18 protein-coding genes are annotated in these 20,126 nt (G+C 57.8%); 17 read left to right on the plus strand and 1 reads right to left on the minus strand.

The window, feature by feature from the left end; translation table 11 throughout:
- Positions 1–977 precede the first annotated feature (977 nt).
- A complete protein-coding gene (locus N2600_RS26320) occupies positions 978–1,280 on the plus strand; it encodes a hypothetical protein (protein WP_130679675.1) in 303 nt (100 codons plus the stop codon).
- Between the two features lie 601 nt (positions 1,281–1,881).
- Here N2600_RS26320 and N2600_RS26325 read toward each other — a convergent pair.
- Positions 1,882–2,436, minus strand: coding sequence for an SH3 domain-containing protein (locus N2600_RS26325; RefSeq protein WP_260299371.1), 555 nt, complete (start codon positions 2,434–2,436; stop codon positions 1,882–1,884).
- A 678-nt stretch (positions 2,437–3,114) separates the two neighbouring features.
- On the opposite strand from N2600_RS26325, the gene N2600_RS34665 reads away from it, so the two are divergent.
- From N2600_RS34665 to N2600_RS26405, 16 genes are all read left to right on the plus strand, one after another.
- The gene (locus N2600_RS34665; protein ID WP_260299372.1) at positions 3,115–3,777 is read left to right on the plus strand and encodes a cytochrome c3 family protein; all 663 of its coding nucleotides are present in this window, start codon (positions 3,115–3,117) and stop codon (positions 3,775–3,777) included.
- Between the two features lie 39 nt (positions 3,778–3,816).
- A complete protein-coding gene (locus tag N2600_RS26335) occupies positions 3,817–6,609 on the plus strand; it encodes a 4Fe-4S dicluster domain-containing protein (protein ID WP_260299373.1) in 2,793 nt (930 codons plus the stop codon).
- A complete protein-coding gene (gene nrfD / locus N2600_RS26340; protein ID WP_260299374.1) occupies positions 6,606–7,943 on the plus strand; it encodes an NrfD/PsrC family molybdoenzyme membrane anchor subunit in 1,338 nt (445 codons plus the stop codon). Before N2600_RS26335 ends, nrfD begins: the two co-directional genes overlap by 4 nt.
- On the plus strand, positions 7,936–8,496 hold the full coding sequence (locus tag N2600_RS26345; RefSeq protein ID WP_260299375.1) for a DUF3341 domain-containing protein: 561 nt from the start codon (positions 7,936–7,938) through the stop codon (positions 8,494–8,496). The genes nrfD and N2600_RS26345 overlap by 8 nt, the downstream gene beginning before the upstream one ends.
- Positions 8,493–9,020 carry a c-type cytochrome gene (locus N2600_RS26350; RefSeq protein WP_260299376.1) on the plus strand — a complete coding sequence of 176 codons (528 nt, stop codon included), beginning with the start codon at positions 8,493–8,495 and terminating at the stop codon, positions 9,018–9,020. The genes N2600_RS26345 and N2600_RS26350 overlap by 4 nt, the downstream gene beginning before the upstream one ends.
- Positions 9,021–9,250: 230 nt before the next feature.
- Complete coding sequence (locus N2600_RS26355; RefSeq protein ID WP_260299377.1) at positions 9,251–10,063, plus strand: hypothetical protein; 813 nt, start codon at positions 9,251–9,253, stop codon at positions 10,061–10,063.
- The gene (locus N2600_RS26360; RefSeq protein ID WP_260299378.1) at positions 10,050–10,424 is read left to right on the plus strand and encodes a hypothetical protein; all 375 of its coding nucleotides are present in this window, start codon (positions 10,050–10,052) and stop codon (positions 10,422–10,424) included. Before N2600_RS26355 ends, N2600_RS26360 begins: the two co-directional genes overlap by 14 nt.
- Positions 10,421–11,224 carry an SCO family protein gene (locus N2600_RS26365; protein WP_260299379.1) on the plus strand — a complete coding sequence of 268 codons (804 nt, stop codon included), beginning with the start codon at positions 10,421–10,423 and terminating at the stop codon, positions 11,222–11,224. The genes N2600_RS26360 and N2600_RS26365 overlap by 4 nt, the downstream gene beginning before the upstream one ends.
- On the plus strand, positions 11,217–12,173 hold the full coding sequence (coxB, locus tag N2600_RS26370) for a cytochrome c oxidase subunit II (RefSeq protein ID WP_222281894.1): 957 nt from the start codon (positions 11,217–11,219) through the stop codon (positions 12,171–12,173). The genes N2600_RS26365 and coxB overlap by 8 nt, the downstream gene beginning before the upstream one ends.
- On the plus strand, positions 12,160–13,824 hold the full coding sequence (locus N2600_RS26375; RefSeq protein ID WP_260299380.1) for a cytochrome c oxidase subunit I: 1,665 nt from the start codon (positions 12,160–12,162) through the stop codon (positions 13,822–13,824). Before coxB ends, N2600_RS26375 begins: the two co-directional genes overlap by 14 nt.
- Positions 13,821–14,456, plus strand: a complete 636-nt coding sequence (locus N2600_RS26380; protein WP_260299381.1) for a cytochrome c oxidase subunit 3 — start codon at positions 13,821–13,823, stop codon at positions 14,454–14,456. The genes N2600_RS26375 and N2600_RS26380 overlap by 4 nt, the downstream gene beginning before the upstream one ends.
- 2 nt (positions 14,457–14,458) lie before the next feature.
- Complete coding sequence (locus tag N2600_RS26385; RefSeq protein ID WP_222281891.1) at positions 14,459–14,722, plus strand: cytochrome C oxidase subunit IV family protein; 264 nt, start codon at positions 14,459–14,461, stop codon at positions 14,720–14,722.
- A gap of 475 nt (positions 14,723–15,197) precedes the next feature.
- A complete protein-coding gene (locus tag N2600_RS26390; RefSeq protein ID WP_260299382.1) occupies positions 15,198–16,247 on the plus strand; it encodes an SDR family oxidoreductase in 1,050 nt (349 codons plus the stop codon).
- A 102-nt stretch (positions 16,248–16,349) separates the two neighbouring features.
- Complete coding sequence (locus tag N2600_RS26395; protein WP_260299383.1) at positions 16,350–17,084, plus strand: DUF4396 domain-containing protein; 735 nt, start codon at positions 16,350–16,352, stop codon at positions 17,082–17,084.
- A gap of 150 nt (positions 17,085–17,234) precedes the next feature.
- Positions 17,235–19,025, plus strand: a complete 1,791-nt coding sequence (locus N2600_RS26400) for a thiamine pyrophosphate-requiring protein (RefSeq protein ID WP_222281888.1) — start codon at positions 17,235–17,237, stop codon at positions 19,023–19,025.
- A 56-nt stretch (positions 19,026–19,081) separates the two neighbouring features.
- Positions 19,082–20,116, plus strand: a complete 1,035-nt coding sequence (locus N2600_RS26405; protein WP_260299490.1) for an enolase C-terminal domain-like protein — start codon at positions 19,082–19,084, stop codon at positions 20,114–20,116.
- Positions 20,117–20,126: the final 10 nt, after the last annotated feature.

Here is a 20,126-nt window from a genome sequence, read left to right on the forward strand (position 1 = left end):
CCAAACGTTCTGACAGATCCTCAGTGCCGCTCGGCAGCAAAGGCCTGCAGGGTCGACGATCGGCCGCGAAGGGGAAGGCGGCGTGCTGGATCAGGATAAAAGCGGGGACCGACAAGCCGGACGCGTTTTCCGGACACGTCGGTGATATAAACAGGCTTGCCGACGTTGACATTGTCGACTTGGCGAGCGGCATCGAGCTTGGACTCTTTATTCGCAACTGGTCCCGGCGCTGCATCGGCGGCAAGTAGAAGACAAATTATCGCTGGCAAACTGCAGAGGAATATTTTCTCTGTCATCGACCGACCCATTGCTGAACCCGATCTGGCTTAACGCATTGCCAAAGTCCCGGGTTCCCGTCGATTTATCGAAACGCCGTCTAAGAGCATGACAGAGGTCCCGCCAATGGCTGCTCTGACGCGCACCCATTCCCAAATTTCCCTGAGTCATCGCACCAGTGAGATACATCATACTCAAGCTGATGATTCATCATCCGCCAGCGTTCTCGGCGTTCCTCGATTGGGTGGTCTGGCAAGCGAGTTAGCCGCGCCTTCGAATCGCAGAGATCATATCCAGCGCATCTTTCAACTCGCACCTCCCGAAGCCGGAGAGAGCCAGGATGGGAATCTTGTGCTGCGACATTCGCGACCGTGGTCATCCATGCGCAACGGCGTCATCGACCGGTTGCCGCAAAGCACGAGAGACTATCGCGCGCCAGGGTTCGAAGCCTGCAAACCTGATTCACAAAATTTTTCTTCTTTATTTATATCATGCCGTGATATATAGTACATGAACTTGGGAGGAGGTCCGCGATCGAGTTGAAGTCACTCGCTGTCATTATCGAATTTTTGCCAAGGGACGTCTGAAGCCCGTGCATTGAAGGATGAGTCGGTGAGTGTCTGTGATCGCGGACCTAGATCATAAGCACAGTTTTCGGGCGCAAAGGCCGTGACCGGTGGTATCGAGCGAAAGGAACTGAAATGGTGGATCTGGACATCAAGATAGACGGCTCAATAGCCTTTGAGCGGGATGTTCGTTTCTTTGGCACAATTACCGGCACCGTCACCGTCCGTCGTGGCCGCAGTTTCGAACTTTTTGGTGTCGTCGATCACGATTTGGTTGTTGAACCCGGAGCCGTCGCAGTTGTGCACGGGATCGTACGAGGCGCGTTGATCAATAAGGGCGGCGATGTTTTCGTCAGCGGCGTCGTTGGCACGGTCGATGATTGGAATGAATTGAAGCCCACCCAATCGTTGTCTGAGGCTAAATCGAAAATGTCGTAATCCGAAGGCGCCATCCGGGCTGTTTCCAGGTTGGTGGGAGTGCGTAATAGCCGCCGACTTCACAGCTGATTTTAGTAGGCGATTTTCATCACGGATCAGAATCCTTGAGGAAGGAAGAGGTATAAGCGTGTCTTACAGCGAACCGATTTTGAACGACGCGGTCGTTGCAGAACGATTCGGCCTTTCGATTTCGGACTATCGCAGATATCGAAAGCTGCAGTTGATTTCCGTCACGGTGGAGACTGGTTCGAAAGAGAACGACGGCCTCCGGAGGCTTTTGGTCTGTTTTGGCAATCGGGTCTGGCGAGCCGACCTCGGCGCAAACGATACTATCGTCCAAGAGGAGATGACATTCCTAAGAGGGAAGCTGTCGAGAGCGCTTCGCTAGGGGCAAAAGCTCGCAGCGGATACAAGGTGGCGGACGTCGCAAAGCATTGGTACCAGACTGGCTAGGCTCGAGAGTGGAGTGCCATTGCTGCGGACGACATTGGCATGCCGTCGGCTTCTATCGATAGCGGCGAGGAGCATTGTCACTGCTGGCCCACCCCAATGATCAGCACGGGCTCTTAGTCGTCGCTCTGCCCTTTTTACTCGAATACATTCAATCAACGACCTCCTGAGGGTAAACACCCCAGAGAGCGGACTTCTCGACGAAGCCGCTAATATGATCCTTGTTCAGGGCCACGTTGCACCACGAAAGCGTGCATGAAAGGATCTGAACGCGCACTCGGGATTCGAGTTCGGCTTTTGCGAAACTGTTCTGTCGTGCTTGTGCTCTCAGTGCTGTGGTCTCTTTGAGCCACGGACCGATGACGGCCGTGCGATTGCTGGAGAGCAGCGACTGGTGCATCCAACCGGAGACGCCATCGCTGTCGCGAACCTGTCGCCAGTTTCCATATTCTTCGGTGATCTCCAATGGCAAACCGGGTGCTTGGTAAAGCCATTTGACGGCGTATTCGAACGCTGGCCCGATCCGCATCCGCGCCCGGGTGGTCTTCAGTGATACAAATCGTGGAATGGGAAGGCCGGTTTCGCGTCCCTTTTTCATCCAAGTTGACGATGCAAGTGCGGAAGGTGCTGCGTTTGAAACACTGTGAAATGAGGCAATTGCGGCGCTGGACAGCAGGTATTTCAGGAGTATCTTGCCAAGCAGCATCGGTTTTCCCCTGAAACGCGTTGTATAGGACCTTGAACTACGTTGCGTGAGAGGGTCTGGATCGGTCGGTCTTAGATCGAGCATGCGCGATAGGACCTCGTCAGAGCGCTAGCCAACTGGTTTACATCGGCCAATTGATTCTCACCTCACCGCATCGCGCAGATTGTTGCGACGGAGATGCAGGAATGTCGGCAACGTGATTGCACAGCGATACCGAATATTGCTCGTGGACGGCAATTTTCCCATCTCCCATTCCCGTTTATGTCATGCTATGATATTTTATAAAATCGCGATGTTGTCAATTGTGAACGAGCGGAGCAGCCGGGCCACAGGAATTGAATGAGAGTAATGGACGATTGTGAGGTTCCAGAGCGCATCTAGAATTTTTTGGCGAGCCGGAGCCACGATGCCTTGCCTGCTCAGAGCGGAAATCGCGGTGCGGGTTGGTTAGCCAAACGATGTCTCAAGATTCAAGCGAGCATTTGTGCCCCTTGATTTAATGGTTTGGCACTTAATATGAAGCGTGTGTAGCCCTTGGCGCTGGCATCCTCGTCAGAAGGGCAATTGGGATCTTCCCCCAGTCGGAAAGTACTTGGGAACTAAACCGGGGCATCGGCGTTCGGGCGTGGGCGGATGCGCTAAGTTATCGCCGACCAAAAGGCTGAGCAAGGGGGCGAAGTGGCTCAAGTATTCACTGCTTCAGCTGACACACGCTTACGAGCTCTGATCTTAGCCGCCTTTCTCGTTTTCATGTTCATCCTGCTGGGAGCTTACGCAATGGAGGGAGCGGGGTTCAAAGTCGGCTGGGCGCTCGATCAGCCTGTGCCATTCAGCCACCAGCATCATGTCGGGGGACTTGGGCTGGACTGCCGCTATTGTCACACCTCTGTCGAAGTCAGCAGCAGGGCGGGACTGCCTCCGACCCACATCTGCATGAGTTGCCATTCGCAAATATGGACAAACGCTGACGCGCTGGCGCCGGTACGGAATAGTCTTGCTAACGGTCAACCCATTCCTTGGCAACGTGTCTCGCGCCTGCCGGACTATGTCTACTTTAACCATTCCGCCCACGTCGCCAAAGGCGTTCCCTGCGTTACCTGTCATGGACGGGTAGACGAGATGCCGCTTCTTGCTGCGGCGCATCCTTTCCAAATGGGGTGGTGCCTCGACTGCCATCGCAACCCGACACCGCAGCTTCGGCCGCCAGAAGAGGTAACACGAATGGACTGGACGGGATGGAAGCCGAGCCCATCTTCAGTGGGAGAGGTGGATAAGCTGAAACATGACGTCAAGTCGCGTCATCCACAAACGCTTACGGAATGTCATACTTGCCATAGGTAGAGAATGAACGCGCGTGATCCAAGACGACCAGATCCTCGCTTGCCGATCGGCGAGACGAGCGTCGACCGCCGAACGCTCCTGAAACTAATGGGCGCGTCGCTGGCAATGGCCGGCCTGGTCGGCTGCAAAGGCGAAGAAGACGAGGCTGCTCTTCCCTATGTCGTGCAGCCGGAGAATGTCGTACCTGGTATAGCAAAATGGTATGCGACCGCCGTTACTTTGTGCGGGTACGCGCAACCGGTTATCGGCAAGACCTTCACCGGCCGTCCGGTCAAGCTTGAAGGAAATCCAGATCATCCAGCATCCGCCGGGAAGTCGGATTCCTTTACCCAGGCGGCGCTGCTGAACCTTTATGATCCGAACCGCTCGCGCTCACCACTGCAACAAGGCAAACTCAGTACGTGGGACGCCTTTGAAGGCGCGATGGTTGATAATGCTGCGCGCCTTGACGGTCAAAAGGGGCGTGGGCTGTGTCTTGTGATCGGCGCCTCCACTTCGATCACGCTTGGACGCCAACTCGACGCCGTGAAAGCGCGTTGGCCGCAAGCTCTGATTCTCGGCATTGATCCCGCGCGACCTGGAGCCTCATCCAAGGCGGCACAGGCTCTTTTCGGTCGCTCCCTTGTTCCTCAGCCGCGATACGACGCAGCTGAGGTGATTGTCAGCTTTGACGATGATTTCCTGGGTGCTGGACCTTTTCAAACAAGGAATGGAGTGCTGTTCGGCAGATCCCGGCAGCGACGGCAGAGCGGACAGGGGCGATCTCTGCTGTTCGTCGCTGAAGCGGTTCCGAGTGCCACAGGCGCCATTTCCGACCGTCGGCTAGGCGTCGCGCCGCAGGCGCTAGACCCGCTCATGTGCGCGCTCGCAGCCGGAGTTGGGCTGGAGGTAAATGCAACCGATGACCTGTCACCGGCGGCACAGGACTGGCTGACTTCCGCCAGAGCGGCATTGCTTTCCGCAAGGGGACGTTCGCTCGTCACTGTCGGAGACTATCAACCGGAGCGCCTCCAGCGTCTGGCCATTCTCATCAATGAGCAGCTTGGCAATATTGGCAGTACGATTGGTTATATTGATCAACCGCCGCTGCTGAAGGGAGATCCGGAGCAGGCTTGGCGGCTGATGGCGCAAAGAATCGAAGCGGGTGAAGTCACGACGCTCGTCTGCCTCGGTTCCAATCCCGTCTATGCTGCGCCCGGGCGGCTCGCATTTGCCGACCTAGTCCGGAAGGTTCCGCTCGTTGTTCATGCAGGTCTTCATGTCGATGAAACTGCGCAAGCAGCCAACTGGCATGTGCCGCTCCAGCACGATCTGGAATCCTGGAGCGATGCAGTTGCCGTAGATGGTTCAATATGCATCCTGCAGCCGCTTGTCCGGCCGTTCTTTGACGTGCGTTCCCAGCATGCGGTGCTTGATCGCATGATGGGCGGGCAAATCGCTGAACGAACGCTGGTCGAAGACACATGGCGCGTGCGCTGGGGTGACGATTTCAACAGCAGGTGGCGCGAAGCGCTTTTGAAGGGAATTGTACCAGGTTCCAAACCTTCTCCGATTTCACCTCCGATACAAGATCGAAGCCTTCCACCTGCTCCACCGCAAGGCCCACAACCGACTGTCCTTGTTCGACCGGATCCGAGCGTCTGGGACGGAAGCTTCTCGGAAAATGCCTGGATGCAGGAGACGCCACGCCCCTTGAGCAAGATTGTCTGGGACAATGTCATCCAGATTTCGCCGGAGCTTGCGCACCGTGAGGCCATTCTTGATGGCGATGAAGTCACTCTCTCGGTTGGTGAGGCCGCGATCACGGGGGCCGCATGGATCGCCAAGGGGCAGGACCCCGATACCATCAGCCTGACCATGGGCTATGGCCGAACGGTGCTCGGCGGAATTTCGAGCGGCGCTGGGTACAACGTTGGGCCCATCCTAACCATGGATGCCGCGTGGGAGATAAGGGGTGCAAAACTCGCCAAGACTGGCGTTCGGCGGAAAATTGCCACGACCCAGCCGGATCACGACATGGGTGAGCATGATTTTTCCCGCGTGATAACGGCGAAAAAGCAAGTTGAACCGAAATCCGATCAGCCATCCTTCTATCCCGAAAAGCCGATGCCCGACCCCAGCTGGGGCATGGCGATCGATCTCGATCTTTGCATCGGCTGCAATGCCTGCATCACCGCATGCCAGGCAGAGAACAATATTCCAGTGGTGGGGCGTGACCTCGTTGCTGAAGGCCGCGAAATGCACTGGATGCGGGTTGATCATTATTTCGCCGAGAGTGGCGGCGAGCCCTCTTCGCGCTTCCAGCCAGTCCCCTGCATGCACTGCGAGCAGGCGCCATGCGAGATGGGGTGTCCTGTTAATGCCGCTGTCCACAGCACGGATGGATTGAACCTGCAGGTTTACAACCGTTGCATTGGCACACGAACCTGTTCGTCCTTCTGCCCCTACAAGGTGCGACGCTTCAACTGGTTCGATTTTACGGCCGACGGTCCTCAGTCTGTGCAAGCGATGCGCAACCCGGATGTGACGGTACGCAGCCGCGGCGTTATGGAAAAATGCACCTATTGCGTCCAGCGCATCGCGCAAGCGCGCATTACGGCTGACAAGGAGGGAAGGCAGATTGGTGAAGGTGAGGTGGTAACAGCCTGCCAGCAAGCCTGCCCGTCCGAAGCTATCGTCTTCGGGAATATTGCCGATCCCAACTCAGCCGTCAGCCGCAAAAAGGCTCAGTCGAGAGATTATGCACTCCTGGAGGAAGCCAATACCAGGCCTCGCACCACCTACCTCGCGCGCATCGGCCCCGATCTGGCGGAGGAGGATGGGAAAACATGACCGATCGCCTTGCAGATCCCGATCAGGAGATCACAAGTGAGATCGTGTCAATCCCGCTTGATTTCCCACGCCCGCGCGCCTGGTGGCTGCTCTTTGCAGTTTCGCTTCTGCTGCTAGGCTGTTTCGTCGTCGCGGTTGCCGTTCTGTTTTGGCGCGGTGTCGGCGTCTGGGGAAACAACATTCCCGTCAACTGGGGGCTGGCGATCTCCAACTATGTGTGGTTCCTCGGGATCGGACATGCAGGCACTCTGATTTCCGCACTGCTGTTGATCGTCAACGCCCACTGGCGCAATTCACTCAATCGGTTTGCCGAGGCGATGACACTTTTCGCCGTGTTATGCGCTGGGCTCTATCCGATCCTTCATCTCGGGCGGCCTTGGTTGTTCTACTGGATGGCCCCTTATCCTAACGCGATGCAGATCTGGCCGCAGTTCAAGAGCCCGCTGACCTGGGACTTTTTCGCCGTGCTCACCTATCTGACCGTCTCGGTGCTATTTTGGTACATCGGTATTATCCCGGATCTTGCCTCGGTACGCGACCGGGCAAAAACGAGGCGCAAGCAGGTTTTTTATGGTCTCTTTGCGCTTGGCTGGCGAGGCTCCGCGCGACACTGGGCAAAATGGCAGCAGGCCTATCGACTGACCGCCGCAATTGCCGTGCCCCTGGTGATCTCTGTCCATTCGGAGATCTCCCTTCTTTTCGCCGCAGGTCCGATTCCCGGCTGGAATTCAACCGTCTTTCCACCTTATTTTGTCATGGGCGCGGCTTTTTCCGGGTTCGCGGTCGTTATCATGATCGCCACGGTGATCCGCCATCCTCTCGGCCTCGACCAACTCGTTCGCTCGCGCCACCTCGATCTCCTCGCGGTCTTCCTGCTCGTGACCGGTCTGATGACCGCCTACGGCTACCTCGCCGAAATTTTCAATGCGCTGTATTCCAGCGACGTGCAGGAAATGGAAACCCTGCGCGACCGGATCGCGGGCGCTTATTCCTATAGCTATTGGGGCGCTGTGGTTTTGAATTTCGTGCCGCTGCAGCTTCTGTGGTTCCGGTCTAGCCGCCGATCGCCCATTGTAATCTTTCTGGTCGCCCTCTCAGTCACAGTCGGCATGTGGTATGAACGCTTCATGCTGCTGACCAGCGCGCTTTACCGCGACTGGCTCGTCTCGTCCTATGGCGAATATCATCCCAGTTTTTGGGAATGGTTGCTTTTCGTCGGGATGTTGGGCGTGTTCTTCGCGCCCTATCTCCTGTTTGTCCGCTTCCTTCCGGTCATCTCTGCCTTCGAAGTCAAGGAGGCCTATGAGGAAACGGGGAGCTTGGACCATGCGTGAACCCAGCGCAGACATTGAGCCTTTCGGTATCCTTGTGGAATTCGACGCGGCCGAGAGGTTAGTCGAGGCAGCAGGAAGGACCCGCGCAGAAGGCTTCTGCTCGCTGGATGCCTACTCGCCATTTCCCCTTCCAGGCCTGTCGGCGGCCCTGGACGTAGAAGACAACCGCGTACCTTGGATCACATTTCTGGGCGGCGCTTTCGGCGCGGCTGCAGGCTATGGAATGCAGATCTACACCAATTGGGATTTTCCGATCGATATCGGAGGACGCCCGCTTTTTGCATGGCAGCCTTTCATGCTGATTACCTTCGAAACCTGCGTGCTCTTTGCTGTGCTGGCCGCCGTATTGGGAATGCTTCTTCTCAATCGGCTACCCCGGTTGCACCACCCGGTGTTTGACATTGACAGGTTTAACCTCGTCAGCACTGACCGGTTCTTTCTGATCGTGTTCGGAAACGACCCGCGTTTTGACGTAGAGGCGACGGCAGAGTTCCTGCGTTCGCTGAATCCGGTGATGCTTTTCATCGTGGGCCAGACGGAGGAGCCGGAATGAAATGGATGCTGTTCGGCGCCGCCATCCTGCTGCTGTCGTCATGCGATAATATGGATCATCAGCCGCGCTATGATTCTTACGAGAAGAGCGGCCTTTTTGAAGATCGGAAGTCCTTGCAAGCGCCGCCAGATGGCGCAATTTCCCGGGATGACGATGCTTACCGCAATGCAGTGGAAGACAAGCCGCCAATGTCGCTCGCGCTGCTAAAGCGTGGCCAGCAGCGCTATATGATTTATTGCACGCCCTGCCATGATCCAGCTGGGTATGGAAACGGCCGGATCCCCTCCCGCGGGTTTCCCCATCCGCCGAGCTTTCACACCAAGAGGCTGAGAGATGCTTCCAGCGGCTATGTCGTAGACGTCATCACCCATGGGCATGGCGTCATGTATTCCTATGCCGATCGGGTGGAACCGCATGACCGGTGGGCGATTGCTGCTTACGTCAAGGCTCTGCAACTCAGCCAGAATGCTCCTCCGGCCACCTTGGCTGGGGTGCAGGTAGAGGGAAAGGTCGCGAAGCCATGAAACCCCGGATCGTCTTGGACCCGCAGCTGGGGCTGGGATCTGTCGCACTGGCGCTTGTCTTCGCTGCTTCGTTCGCTGCTCCTCGCGAGGCGCTTACCGGCTGGCTTGCTGCCTTCGTTCTCCAAAGCGCGCCTGTTCTCGGCGGGCTGTTTTTCTTGATGCTCGCCGACGTCATTCCCGGCTTCTGGCGCACGGTAATCAGGCCGCCGGCTAGCTTGCTTGCGGGGCTTATGCCGGTGCTGGCGCTTCTCGTTCTTCCTGTCCTTCTTGGCATGAAGGCCATCTTTCCCTGGTATTCAGGTGAGGGTCTTTCCGGTTTCCAGGCCGATTATCTGACGCCTCTGGGTCTTGCGGCAAGATTGGTGGTCTTCGTCGGGGGAGGCGTTTGGATCGCATTCCATCTTTCACGTGGGCAGCACAGGGCTTTGGCAATTGGCGGCCTCGTCTTCTTCGTTCTCCTGGATGGCTTCTTCGCCACCGATCTTGTGCTTTCCCTCGATCCTAAATTTCACTCGTCGGGTTTCGGGCTCTATTTCCTCGCCATACAGACGCTGACCGCGTTCGCTGCAATCGTCCTCATCCGGTGCTTGCGGTCGTCACCCGCTGCCAGCGAGCAATCTCTCCTTGGTTCATTGTTTCTGACGTTTCTGCTGTGCTGGGCCTATTTCGATTTCATGCAATATTTTATTCTCTGGTCGGGCAACCTTCCCGCACGGGCCGCCTGGTTTGCGCGCCGCTCCGAAGGCGCCTGGTATTGGCTGGTCCTGATCCTGCTCACGCTGAGACTGGTGCCGGCGTTTCTGCTGCTCTTCCCGCCGGTCCGACAGAATGGGCGTTGGCTGATATTTTTCGCGGCGCTTACGCTGGCCGGCACATTCCTGGAGATTGGCTGGCTCGTGCTCCCGGAACTGGACCGACCCGCCTGGGCATGGCCATCCTATGCAGCGGCCAGCGCGGGCATGGCCTTGGTGGTCTTCGGCCTCGGATCAGCTGGACGCGGAACCGCCCGACGTCAGGAACAAGACGCTCATGAAAGCACTTGAACATCTTCCTGCAGTCGAGACCAGAGACGTCGCCCCCCGGCGAGCCCTCTTTGCGCTTTTGCTCGTTTTTATACTCATGATCGCCTGCGTGGCAGTTGCCACGGCAGTCCTCGCTTGGGCAAGGCCTGCAAGCCAGGTGCCCCAGCAGGGTGAGCTTCGTCTTGGCGTGAGGCTCGAAGTCGATCCGCAAGCTGATAGTCACCGTATCGAATCCGAGGCGGCCGAACGCCTCGCACAAACAGGTTGGAATGACGAGGCTCGCAGTTCCGCGCATATTCCAATCGATGAAGCCATGAAGCTCCTGGCGCAGCGGGGGTGGCCGGACCTCGAACCAACCAGCAGGCAGGGAGCCCAACCATGATGGGTTTGCTCAAAGGCCTCCTGACGTCGCTGGTCGTAAGCCTGGTCCTTGGACCGACCTCGACGCAGGCTTTCGATCCCTTCATGCAGGCCGGCATAGATCAACATCCCGATGCACAGATTCCCCTGTCGAGCAGTTTTGTTGATGAAACGGGCCGCGACGTCAGCCTCGACAGCCTTGCTCGCGGGCGGCCGATGCTGCTTGTTCCTCTCCTTCACCGGTGCCCCAACATCTGCGGCGTAACCCTTTCCGGCCTCATGGATGCTATTCGCAGCCAGTCCTACCAACCTGGCGATGACTTTGCCGTCGTCGCAATGAGCATCGATCCGGCGGAAACACCAAGTGACGCTCAGCAATCGATGGTGGAACTTCGCAAGCGCTATCCCAATCTTGCACTTAAAGTTCATGCCTTGACCGGCAGCAGGAAAGCCATCGCAGGGGTGACCCAGGCACTCGGGTATCGCTACGCCTGGGACCCAGAAATCGGGCAATATGCGCACGTCGCTGCCACTGCAGTGGTGACGCCGGCGGGTCATCTTAGTCACTGGTTGTACGGACTGGCGCCGACGCCGGACGACCTCAAGCTGGCGCTAACGGAAGCGGGGCAGGGGCAGATAGGCTCATGGGCAAACCAGCTCCTTCTTCTCTGCTACCATTACGATCCTACGACCGGTCAGTATTCCCCAATCATCTGGGACGCGTTGCGTATCTTCGCCGGCGTGACGGCCGCACTATTGCTAGGATGGCTTGGCCTTTCCGTGATGCGCGAGCGGCGGAAGGAGGTGGAGCGTGATGGCTGACCTGTTTGCATTTCTGATGCCGGTCGAAAGCTCCACCTACAGCCAGCAGGTCGACATCTTCGCTATCGCTTTTTCCGCGCTCATCCTCGCCATGGCGGCGCCTGTCTTCATCCTTATCATCGTCTTTGCCATTAAGTATCGCCGTGGCAAACCAGCCAATCGCGTTCATCCGCCGAAACGAGATCTTCGGCTGGAATTGTCATGGTCTATCCTGCCTTTCCTATGCCTTCTCGGTTTTTTCGGCTGGTCGACAGCGCTTTTCGCTACACGCTATTTCCCGCCGGCGAATGCGCTCGATATCGACGTCGTCGCCAAGCAGTGGATGTGGAAATTTCAGCATCCTGAAGGGCAGGGTGAGATCAACGAGCTTCATGTGCCAGTAGACCAGCCGGTCAAGCTTACCATGGCCTCGCAAGACGTTATCCATAGCCTGTTCGTTCCCGCCCTACGTCTGAAGCAGGATGTGGTTCCGGGTCGTTACACGGTGATGTGGTTCACGCCCGACAAGGTCGGGACCTTCCGTCTAACCTGTGCCGAGTTCTGCGGCACTGATCATTCCGAAATGGGCGGCCAGATCATCGTCACCACACAGGCGCAGTATAGCCGGTGGCTGAGCCGTTTTTCCGTCGACCAAACATTGGCGGCTGCAGGCGCGGCGCTCTTTCGCAGTCACGGCTGTAGCGGCTGTCATGATCCCTCGGCGAGCGTGCACGCACCGAAGCTCGATGGCGTCTACGGTAGCCCGGTGCCCCTCTCAGACGGGACGACCGTAAAGGCGGATGATCAGTACATCCGCGACAGCATTCTGCTGCCGCAGAAGCAGCTCGCCGCCGGGTACCCGCCGATCATGCCGACGTTCCAGAACATCCTCTCGGAAGAGGAGGTGCTGAAGCTCGTCGCCTACATCAAGTCGATTGGAACAGGGGGCGCGGCCGATGCCACGCAATGATGCAACGCACTTAAACACCAATCTCCATCGCGAGGGGCTTTCCCAGACTCGGGAGGAGCGCGTCAGCTATTTGAGGGCAGGCCACAGTCTGCGCTCATGGCTTCTATCGACGGACCATAAGCGGGTCGCGATTCTTTATCTCATCGCAATTACGTTCTTCTTCTTCATCGGCGGCGTCGCCGCTGCCCTTTTGCGCGCGGATCTCCTGACACCGCAAGGAGATCTGCTCACCAATGAGGGCTACAATCGTGCCTTCACCCTCCACGGCGTGATCATGGTCTGGTTCTTCCTCATTCCGTCTATCCCGAACACGTTTGGCAATTTCCTGATCCCGCTGATGATCGGCGCGCGCGAGCTTGCGTTCCCGCGCCTTAATCTCCTGAGCTGGTATATCTTTGTACTGGCTGGCTTTTTCACATTGATCGTGGTGGTCACCGGCGGCGTCGATACCGGATGGACATTCTACACGCCGCTCTCCTCCATGTTTTCGAACGGAAACGTTGTTCTTGCAGCGACAGCGGTTTTCATTGCCGGGTTCTCGTCCATTCTGACCGGGCTGAACTTCATCGTCACGATCCACAAGCTTCGATGCCCGGGTATGACCTGGGGTCGTCTGCCGCTCTTTGTCTGGTCGCACTACGCGACATCGCTTGTTCTTGTCCTGGCGACGCCCGTTTTGTCGGTCACGCTGGTGCTGATCGTCGCTGAACGCTTTTTCCACCTCGGCGTCTTCGATCCTGCTCTGGGTGGCGATCCTCTGCTTTACCAGCACCTGTTCTGGTTCTACAGCCATCCTGCGGTTTATATCATGGTGCTCCCGGCACTCGGGGTGGTCAGCGAGCTGATAGCTGCGGCCGCCCGCAAACCCGTGTTTGGTTATCAGTTCGTGGCTGGGTCCTCCATGGCGATCGCCGCAATTGGCTTCCTTGTCTGGGGGCATCACATGTTCGTTTCCGGCCAGTCGATGTATGCCAGCGCCGCGTTCTCATTGCTGAGCTTGGCCGTCGCGGTTCCGTCAGGCATCAAGGTCTATAATTGGACCGCGACCCTCTATAAGGGCCACATAGGCCTCGATCCGCCGTTTCTCTTTGCCATGGGCTTCATCGGTCTGTTCGTCGTCGGCGGACTGACTGGGCTCATGCTCGCCATGCTGGCCATCGACCTCCACGTCCACGACACCTATTTCGTGGTGGCGCATTTTCACTACATCATGGTTGGCGGTACCGTATCCGCCTTCTTCGGCGCCCTGCATTATTGGTGGCCGAAGATCATCGGCCGCCGCTACAACCACATCTGGGGCAGCATTACTGCCATTTTCATTTTTCTTGGCTTCAACATGACTTTTTTCCCGCAGTTCCTGTTGGGTTACTGGGGCATGCCACGGCGCTATCATGTATACCCGCCCGAGTTCCAGACCCTGCACGTATTGTCGTCTGCCGGAGCGACCATCCTTGGCTTCGCCTACCTAACGCCCTTCGTCTACCTGTTCTATTCCATGCGTTATGGCCAACCTGCGGGCGATAACCCTTGGGATGCACGAGGACTGGAGTGGACGGTGCCATCGCCGCCGCCGAAGCACAACTTCGACCACCTGCCGGTCGTTAGCGGCCCCCCTTACGATTATCCGGTGGAGCGGGAGGGCGAACAATGACCGAAATCACCCGCGTGAGGGTTCCTTATGACGACCCTGACCGCCAGGTCGAAGCGGTGATGATGGGGGTCTACATCTTCATCGGCACCGAAACCTTGCTGTTCGGCGGCATTTTCCTGACGATCGCCTGGCTGCGGCTGGAGCATTCGGAGCAAGTCGTGGCTGCGTCGAAGACGATGCATTGGCTGCTGGCGGGCGTCAACACCGCCGTTTTATTGACATCCAGCGCTGCGATCGCGATGGCGGTGGAATGCGCCAAGCGCGGTCGGGAAAAGCGTACGGCATGGTGGGTGGCGTTGGCCGCTATCCTGGGTTTAGGATTTCTTGGTCTGAAGGCTTACGAATATTGGACGGAATACCAAGAGGGTCTGTTGCCGGTTTCCGGAAGCGGCGCAGCTTTGACTGAACCAACCCACCGCTTATTCATGGACCTTTATCTGATTTCCACGGGACTTCATGCGGTTCATTTGTCGCTCGGCCTGCTGCTTATGGCCGGTATCCTGATCAGGATATTCTTCCAAAAGCTAGTTTTGCCTCAGCGCAGCATCATCATCGTGGTCTTCGGGATTTACTGGCACTTCGTCGATGTCGTCTGGATCTTCCTCTATCCACTCCTCTATCTGGCGAGGTAGGGATGACAAAGGAATTCTCGATCCTAACCGTCTGGGCTCTCGTGCTCCTATTGCTTGGACTGACAATGATCTCAAGCACGGTGCTTTCCGGAGCAATCGGACTTGTCGTTGCATTAGGCATCGCTGTGGCCAAAAGCGCGCTCGTGGCCTGGCGCTACATGCATCTGGATGAGCAGCCTGCTCTGGCAAGGCTCTCGGCTTTGGGTGCGGTCGCCTGGCTCGCGATCCTGTTTACGATGACTGCTTTCGACTACTTGACCCGGTGAACGCCGAAATTGCTCTTCAGGCGGCGAAGGCGTGTTCGACTTCTGGTCCGCACACGGAGGTTCACCTGTCACGATCTCCGAGGGGTCCGGCGATGTGCTGCGCTCCGACGCCAGCCGAACCGGGCCTATCGAGCATCTCGTCCCCTATTTGACGCTTGCGCTTGGAGAACGCCCGGCTGCCCCTTTTGCCCAGCGGCTGATGCTTCCCGCCAGTAACGATACCTTGCCACGAGCCATGCGCAAGCAAGGGTTACCTCGGAGTAAATGCTTGCGTGGCTTGATCCTGAGGATCAACTCGGGTTCGCAGCAGGTGCGGTATATGCGCGACGCCGCGCTCTAACGTCGCTGTTCACGCTCAGGGCTCACGTGAGCCCATTCCGCAGCGCGCGGGAAGGGAATTTTGCAGTTTGCCGCTCGCCTGCGAACTTATCCTCGCGAACTGAGTTAGCTCTCTACGGGTAGAGAATGGCATGGCATGGTGGAAATTTTGAAACAAGAAGTGGTGGTGATAACTGGAGCGTCCGCAGGTGTTGGGCGGGCAACGGCTCGCGCATTCGCACGGCGCGGCGCAAAGCTAGGATTGATCGCCAGGGGTATCGAGGGGCTCGACGCGGCAAAGCGCGATGTGGAGGAGTTGGGCGGCCAGGCCATCGTCATTTCCTGCGACGTGGCTGACGCAAAAGCCGTGGAGCAGGCGGCAGAGCAAACGGAAGCTGCGTTCGGACCGATCGATATCTGGATCAATGCGGCTTTTGCCGGGGTCATGGCACCGTTCCTCGAAGTATCGCCCGAAGACTACAAGCGCGTGACGGAGGTTACCTATCTGGGCCAGGTCTACGGAACGATGGCCGCGGTGAAACGCATGACGCTACGCAACCGAGGCACCGTCGTTCTTGTTGGATCGGCGCTCGCCTATCGCGGCATTCCGCTACAGTCGGCCTACTGTGGGGCCAAGCATGCGATCCAGGGTTTCCAGGATTCACTGCGCAGCGAGCTGCTTCATGCCCGGAGCAAAGTGCACGTCTCGATGGTGCAGCTGCCAGCTGTAAACACGCCTCAGTTTGATTGGATCAAAACCACGTTGCCGCGCAAACCCAAACCCGCCAGCCCTCCCTATCAGCCCGAAGTTGCTGCCGACGCGATCTATTACGCGGCTCATTCGAGGCGCAAGTCAGTGGTGGTGGGTTTTCCGACGTTGAAAGCGATCTGGGGTGACCACCTGTTTTCCTCTCTGCTTGATCGTTACCTTGCCCGGACTGCCTTCAAAGGGCAGCAGGATAGGGAGACAATCGAACCCGGCAGGCAGAACAACCTCTATCAGCCGGTGCCTGGCGATCATGGTGCCCATGGTCGTTTCGACCGGATCGCCCGCAAACGTTCATTGCAGCTTCTCCTCGACAAGAACCGGTTGATCTTGGGCACCGCTGCCACGCTACTCGTCGCTCTGGCGCTCGATCGCTGGATGAACCGCGACGAGGAAGCCGGTGTTTTACAAAGGCGCAACTGGCCGGAATTTCGCCGTTAGCCATTCGCGGGGCGGCTGGCCAGCACTTGCGGCGCAACCGCGCCGAAAGAAAACAAAGACGAGCTTGCCTCAGTGCCAAGCACCAAGACGTGGATGGCTATAATGTTTCCCAGTTGGTTTGAAACTCTTTCCATCGCTTTCCTATCGCTGGGCGCCGTATCAGCACTTTTTATCGCTGCCGATGTTATTGCGCATCCACAGCGCATGGCTGTGATGAACATCGTTTGGCCTGTAACAGCCCTATTCGGTACATTGGCAGTGCTATGGGCCTACTACCGCTATGGAAGGCTGGCGACGCGGGAGACGATGCAAAAGTCGGACTCGCGGCACGAGGAACTCCAAGGCAAGAAAGGACCCCCGTTCCCTGTCATGGTGGCAAAGGGTGCGCTCCACTGCGGCAGCGGCTGCATGATAGGCGATGTCGCCGCAGAGTGGCTTGCCTTCGCGATGCCGATGATCGCCGTCTGGTTCGGCTGGCACTCGATATTCTCGGAGAAGATTTTCGCAGTATGGGTCCTTGATTTTGTCTTTGCTTTCGTCCTCGGCATAGTTTTTCAATATTTTGCAATCGTGCCGATGCAAAAGCTCTCGCCGCGGCAGGGCCTGATCGCCGCTTTGAAGGCAGATGCTCTCTCGCTTGTCGCATGGCAGGTGGGAATGTATGGGGCGATGGCTGTTCTTCAGTTCATTGTCTTTCCGCACATGTTCGGCGATCGGGCCCCAGTCGATAGTCCCGTGTTCTGGTTTGCAATGCAGATTGCTATGATCGCGGGGTTCATCACCAGCTATCCGGTGAATTGGTGGCTGATCTCTGCAGGCATCAAGGAGCGCATGTAAGCTGTTGCCATAACTGCCGCTCTGGCGAGCACCTGGCGAAGCGTCAACGGACTGGAGCTTAGCTGCGGCAATTTGTCCACGTCTGGGAACCCGGCGCCGCATAGGCGGTTCCATCTGGATAGCGCCAATCAGAATCCGTGGAGAACCGTCATGTCGATGACTGTGGGTGATTTCATTGTCCAGCGCCTGCATGCTTGGGGCGTGCGCAGAATTTTTGGTTATCCGGGTGACGGGATCAACGGAGTGTTCGGCGCGCTCAATCGCGCAAAGCAATCGTTGGAATTCATCCAGACGCGACATGAAGAGATGGCCGCTTTCATGGCATCCGCGCATGCGAAATTTACCGGACAGCTCGGCGTCTGCATCGCAACCTCAGGCCCTGGCGCTTCCCACCTGGTTACTGGACTCTACGACGCCAGGCTGGATCATCAACCCGTCCTGGCTATCACCGGCCAGCAAGCTCGGAGCGCGATAGGCGGTCACTATCAACAGGAAATCGATGTCGTCTCTCTGTTCAAGGATGTCGCTGGCGACTTCGTTCATCAGGCAAGCACGCCCGCGCAAGTCAGGCACCTGCTCGATCGTGCCATCAGAATCGCGCTCGCCAACCGCACCGTCACCGCACTCATCCTCCCCAACGACCTCCAGCAAATGCCCTACGAGGAGCCGCCGCGCCTGCATGGGACGATCCACTCCGGTCTCGGCTTCAAAGCACCGAAAACCATTCCCCATGCAGACGATCTTAGGCAGGCGGCCGACGTTCTGAACGCCGGAAAGAAGGTCGCGATACTGGTTGGCGCCGGCGCTTTGGGCGCGACTGATGAGGTGATCGCAGTCGCCGACCGGCTGGGAGCGGGTGCAGCCAAAGCGCTGCTCGGAAAGGCCGTCCTGCCGGACGATCTCCCCTGGGTCACTGGATCGATCGGTATGCTGGGCACCAATCCCTCATGGAAGCTGATGACCGGTTGCGACACGCTGTTGATGATCGGCTCGGGCTTTCCATATTCGGAATTCCTGCCGGAGGAAGGTCAGGCCAAGGCGGTTCAGATCGACATCAATCCCAACATGCTGTCGCTGCGCTACCCTATGAATGTCAATCTCGTCGGAGACGCTGCCGAGACGCTGAAGTCGCTGTTGCCGCTGCTCGAGCAGAAAAAAGACCACTGGCGCCGCGAAATCGGCAAGGAGATCGAGGAGTGGTGGGACACGCTCGATGAGCGGGCACAGGCGGAAGCCAATCCCATCAATCCCCAAAGGGTCACCTGGGAACTGTCGCCGCGCCTTCCGGAAGGCTGCATTCTCACCAGCGATTCAGGTTCCTGCGCCAACTGGTACGCTCGTGACCTCAAGATGAGACGCGGAATGAGCGCTTCACTGTCGGGCGGCCTCGCCTCCATGGGCGCCTGCGTTCCCTATGCGATCGCCGCCAAATTCGCCCATCCCGATCGTTCGGTGATCGGGCTCGTGGGCGACGGTGCCATGCAGATGAACAACATGGCGGAACTGATCACCGTCGCCAAATATTGGCAAAAATGGTCCACGCCCCATTTTGTCATCGGCGTCTTCAACAATGAAGACCTCAACCAGGTGACCTGGGAACAACGCGTGATGGAGGGGGATCCTAAATTCGACGCCTCGCAGCGCATCCCGAACGTGCCATACCATCGGTTCGCAGAGCTTATCGGTCTCAAGGGCATTTATGTCGACCGGGCAGACCAGGTGGGTGCGGCATGGGACGAGGCGCTGAAGGCCGACAGGCCCGTCGTCATTGAATTCAAGACCGACCCAGAAGTGCCACCATTGCCGCCGCACATTACTTTTGCGCAAATGCAACACCTGACGGAAGCGCTGGTGAAGGGCGACCCTCACGAGGGCGGCATCATTACCGGCACCGCCAGACAACTGCTCGGCGCGCTGATGCCGGGCGGAGGCGACAAGTGATCGTTGAAGCGCCGATCGACCACCTCGAATGTGCAGCCTACCGCATTCCAACCGATATGCCGGAAGGCGACGGCACGTTTGAGTGGAACGCAACAACAATGATCGTCGTCAATCTACACGCCGGCAACAGCGCGGGAATCGGCTACACGTATGCAGACGCCTCTGCCGCGCACCTGATTATCGACTCCCTGATGGACATAGTCGTCAGTTGCGACGCCCTCGACATCGACCGAACCGTACAGCGCATGTGGCGGCAAGTTCGTAATTCCGGCCGCTCGGGGATCGCCGCCTGCGCGATCTCAGCGGTCGATCTCGCTCTATGGGATCTGAAGGGGCGACTGCTTGATATCCCATTGTGCAGATTGCTCGGCCAGGTGCGGGATATTGTGCCGATCTATGGCAGCGGCGGCTTCACCACCTATTCTGACGATGTGCTTTGTCAGCAGTTATCCCGCTGGGTCCATGATGACGGCTGCCGTTTCGTCAAGATGAAGATTGGCGCAGAACCCGAGCGCGATCCCCAGCGCATCCGGGCGGTCAGGCCCGCGATCGGCGATGCGGAGCTATTCATCGACGCAAATGGTGCTTTCAAGCCATCTCAATCGGTGCGTATCGCCAACCAAATCCGCCAATATGACGTCCGGTGGTTCGAAGAACCTGTCTCCTCGGACGATGAAGCGGGTCTACGGTTCGTCCGGCTGTCGACACCCCCTTCAATGGAAGTGGCCGCTGGAGAGTATATTTTCAATCTCGACGACGCTCGCCGACTGCTCGACGCGGGCGCCGTCGACGTTCTCCAGGCAGATGCCACACGCTGCGGAGGCATAACCGGCTTTGTGAAGATTGCCGCGCTGGCCGAGGCCCATCACACCGATATCTCATGCCATTGCGGACCATGCGCACATTTGCACGTTGGGTGCGCGACGGCCGGTATGCGCCATATCGAATGGTTCCACGACCATGTGCGGATCGAGCAGATGCTGTTCGATGGGGCGCCGAAACCGCGGAATGGCGCCGTCAAGCCCGATCTTACACGGCCTGGCCACGGCCTGGAGTTCAAATCACGCGATGCCGAGAAATACACAATTTAGGGAAGAGAGC

Source organism: Rhizobium sp. WSM1274 (assembly GCF_025200775.1).
In the GTDB taxonomy this organism is placed as follows: domain Bacteria; phylum Pseudomonadota; class Alphaproteobacteria; order Rhizobiales; family Rhizobiaceae; genus Rhizobium; species Rhizobium leguminosarum_I.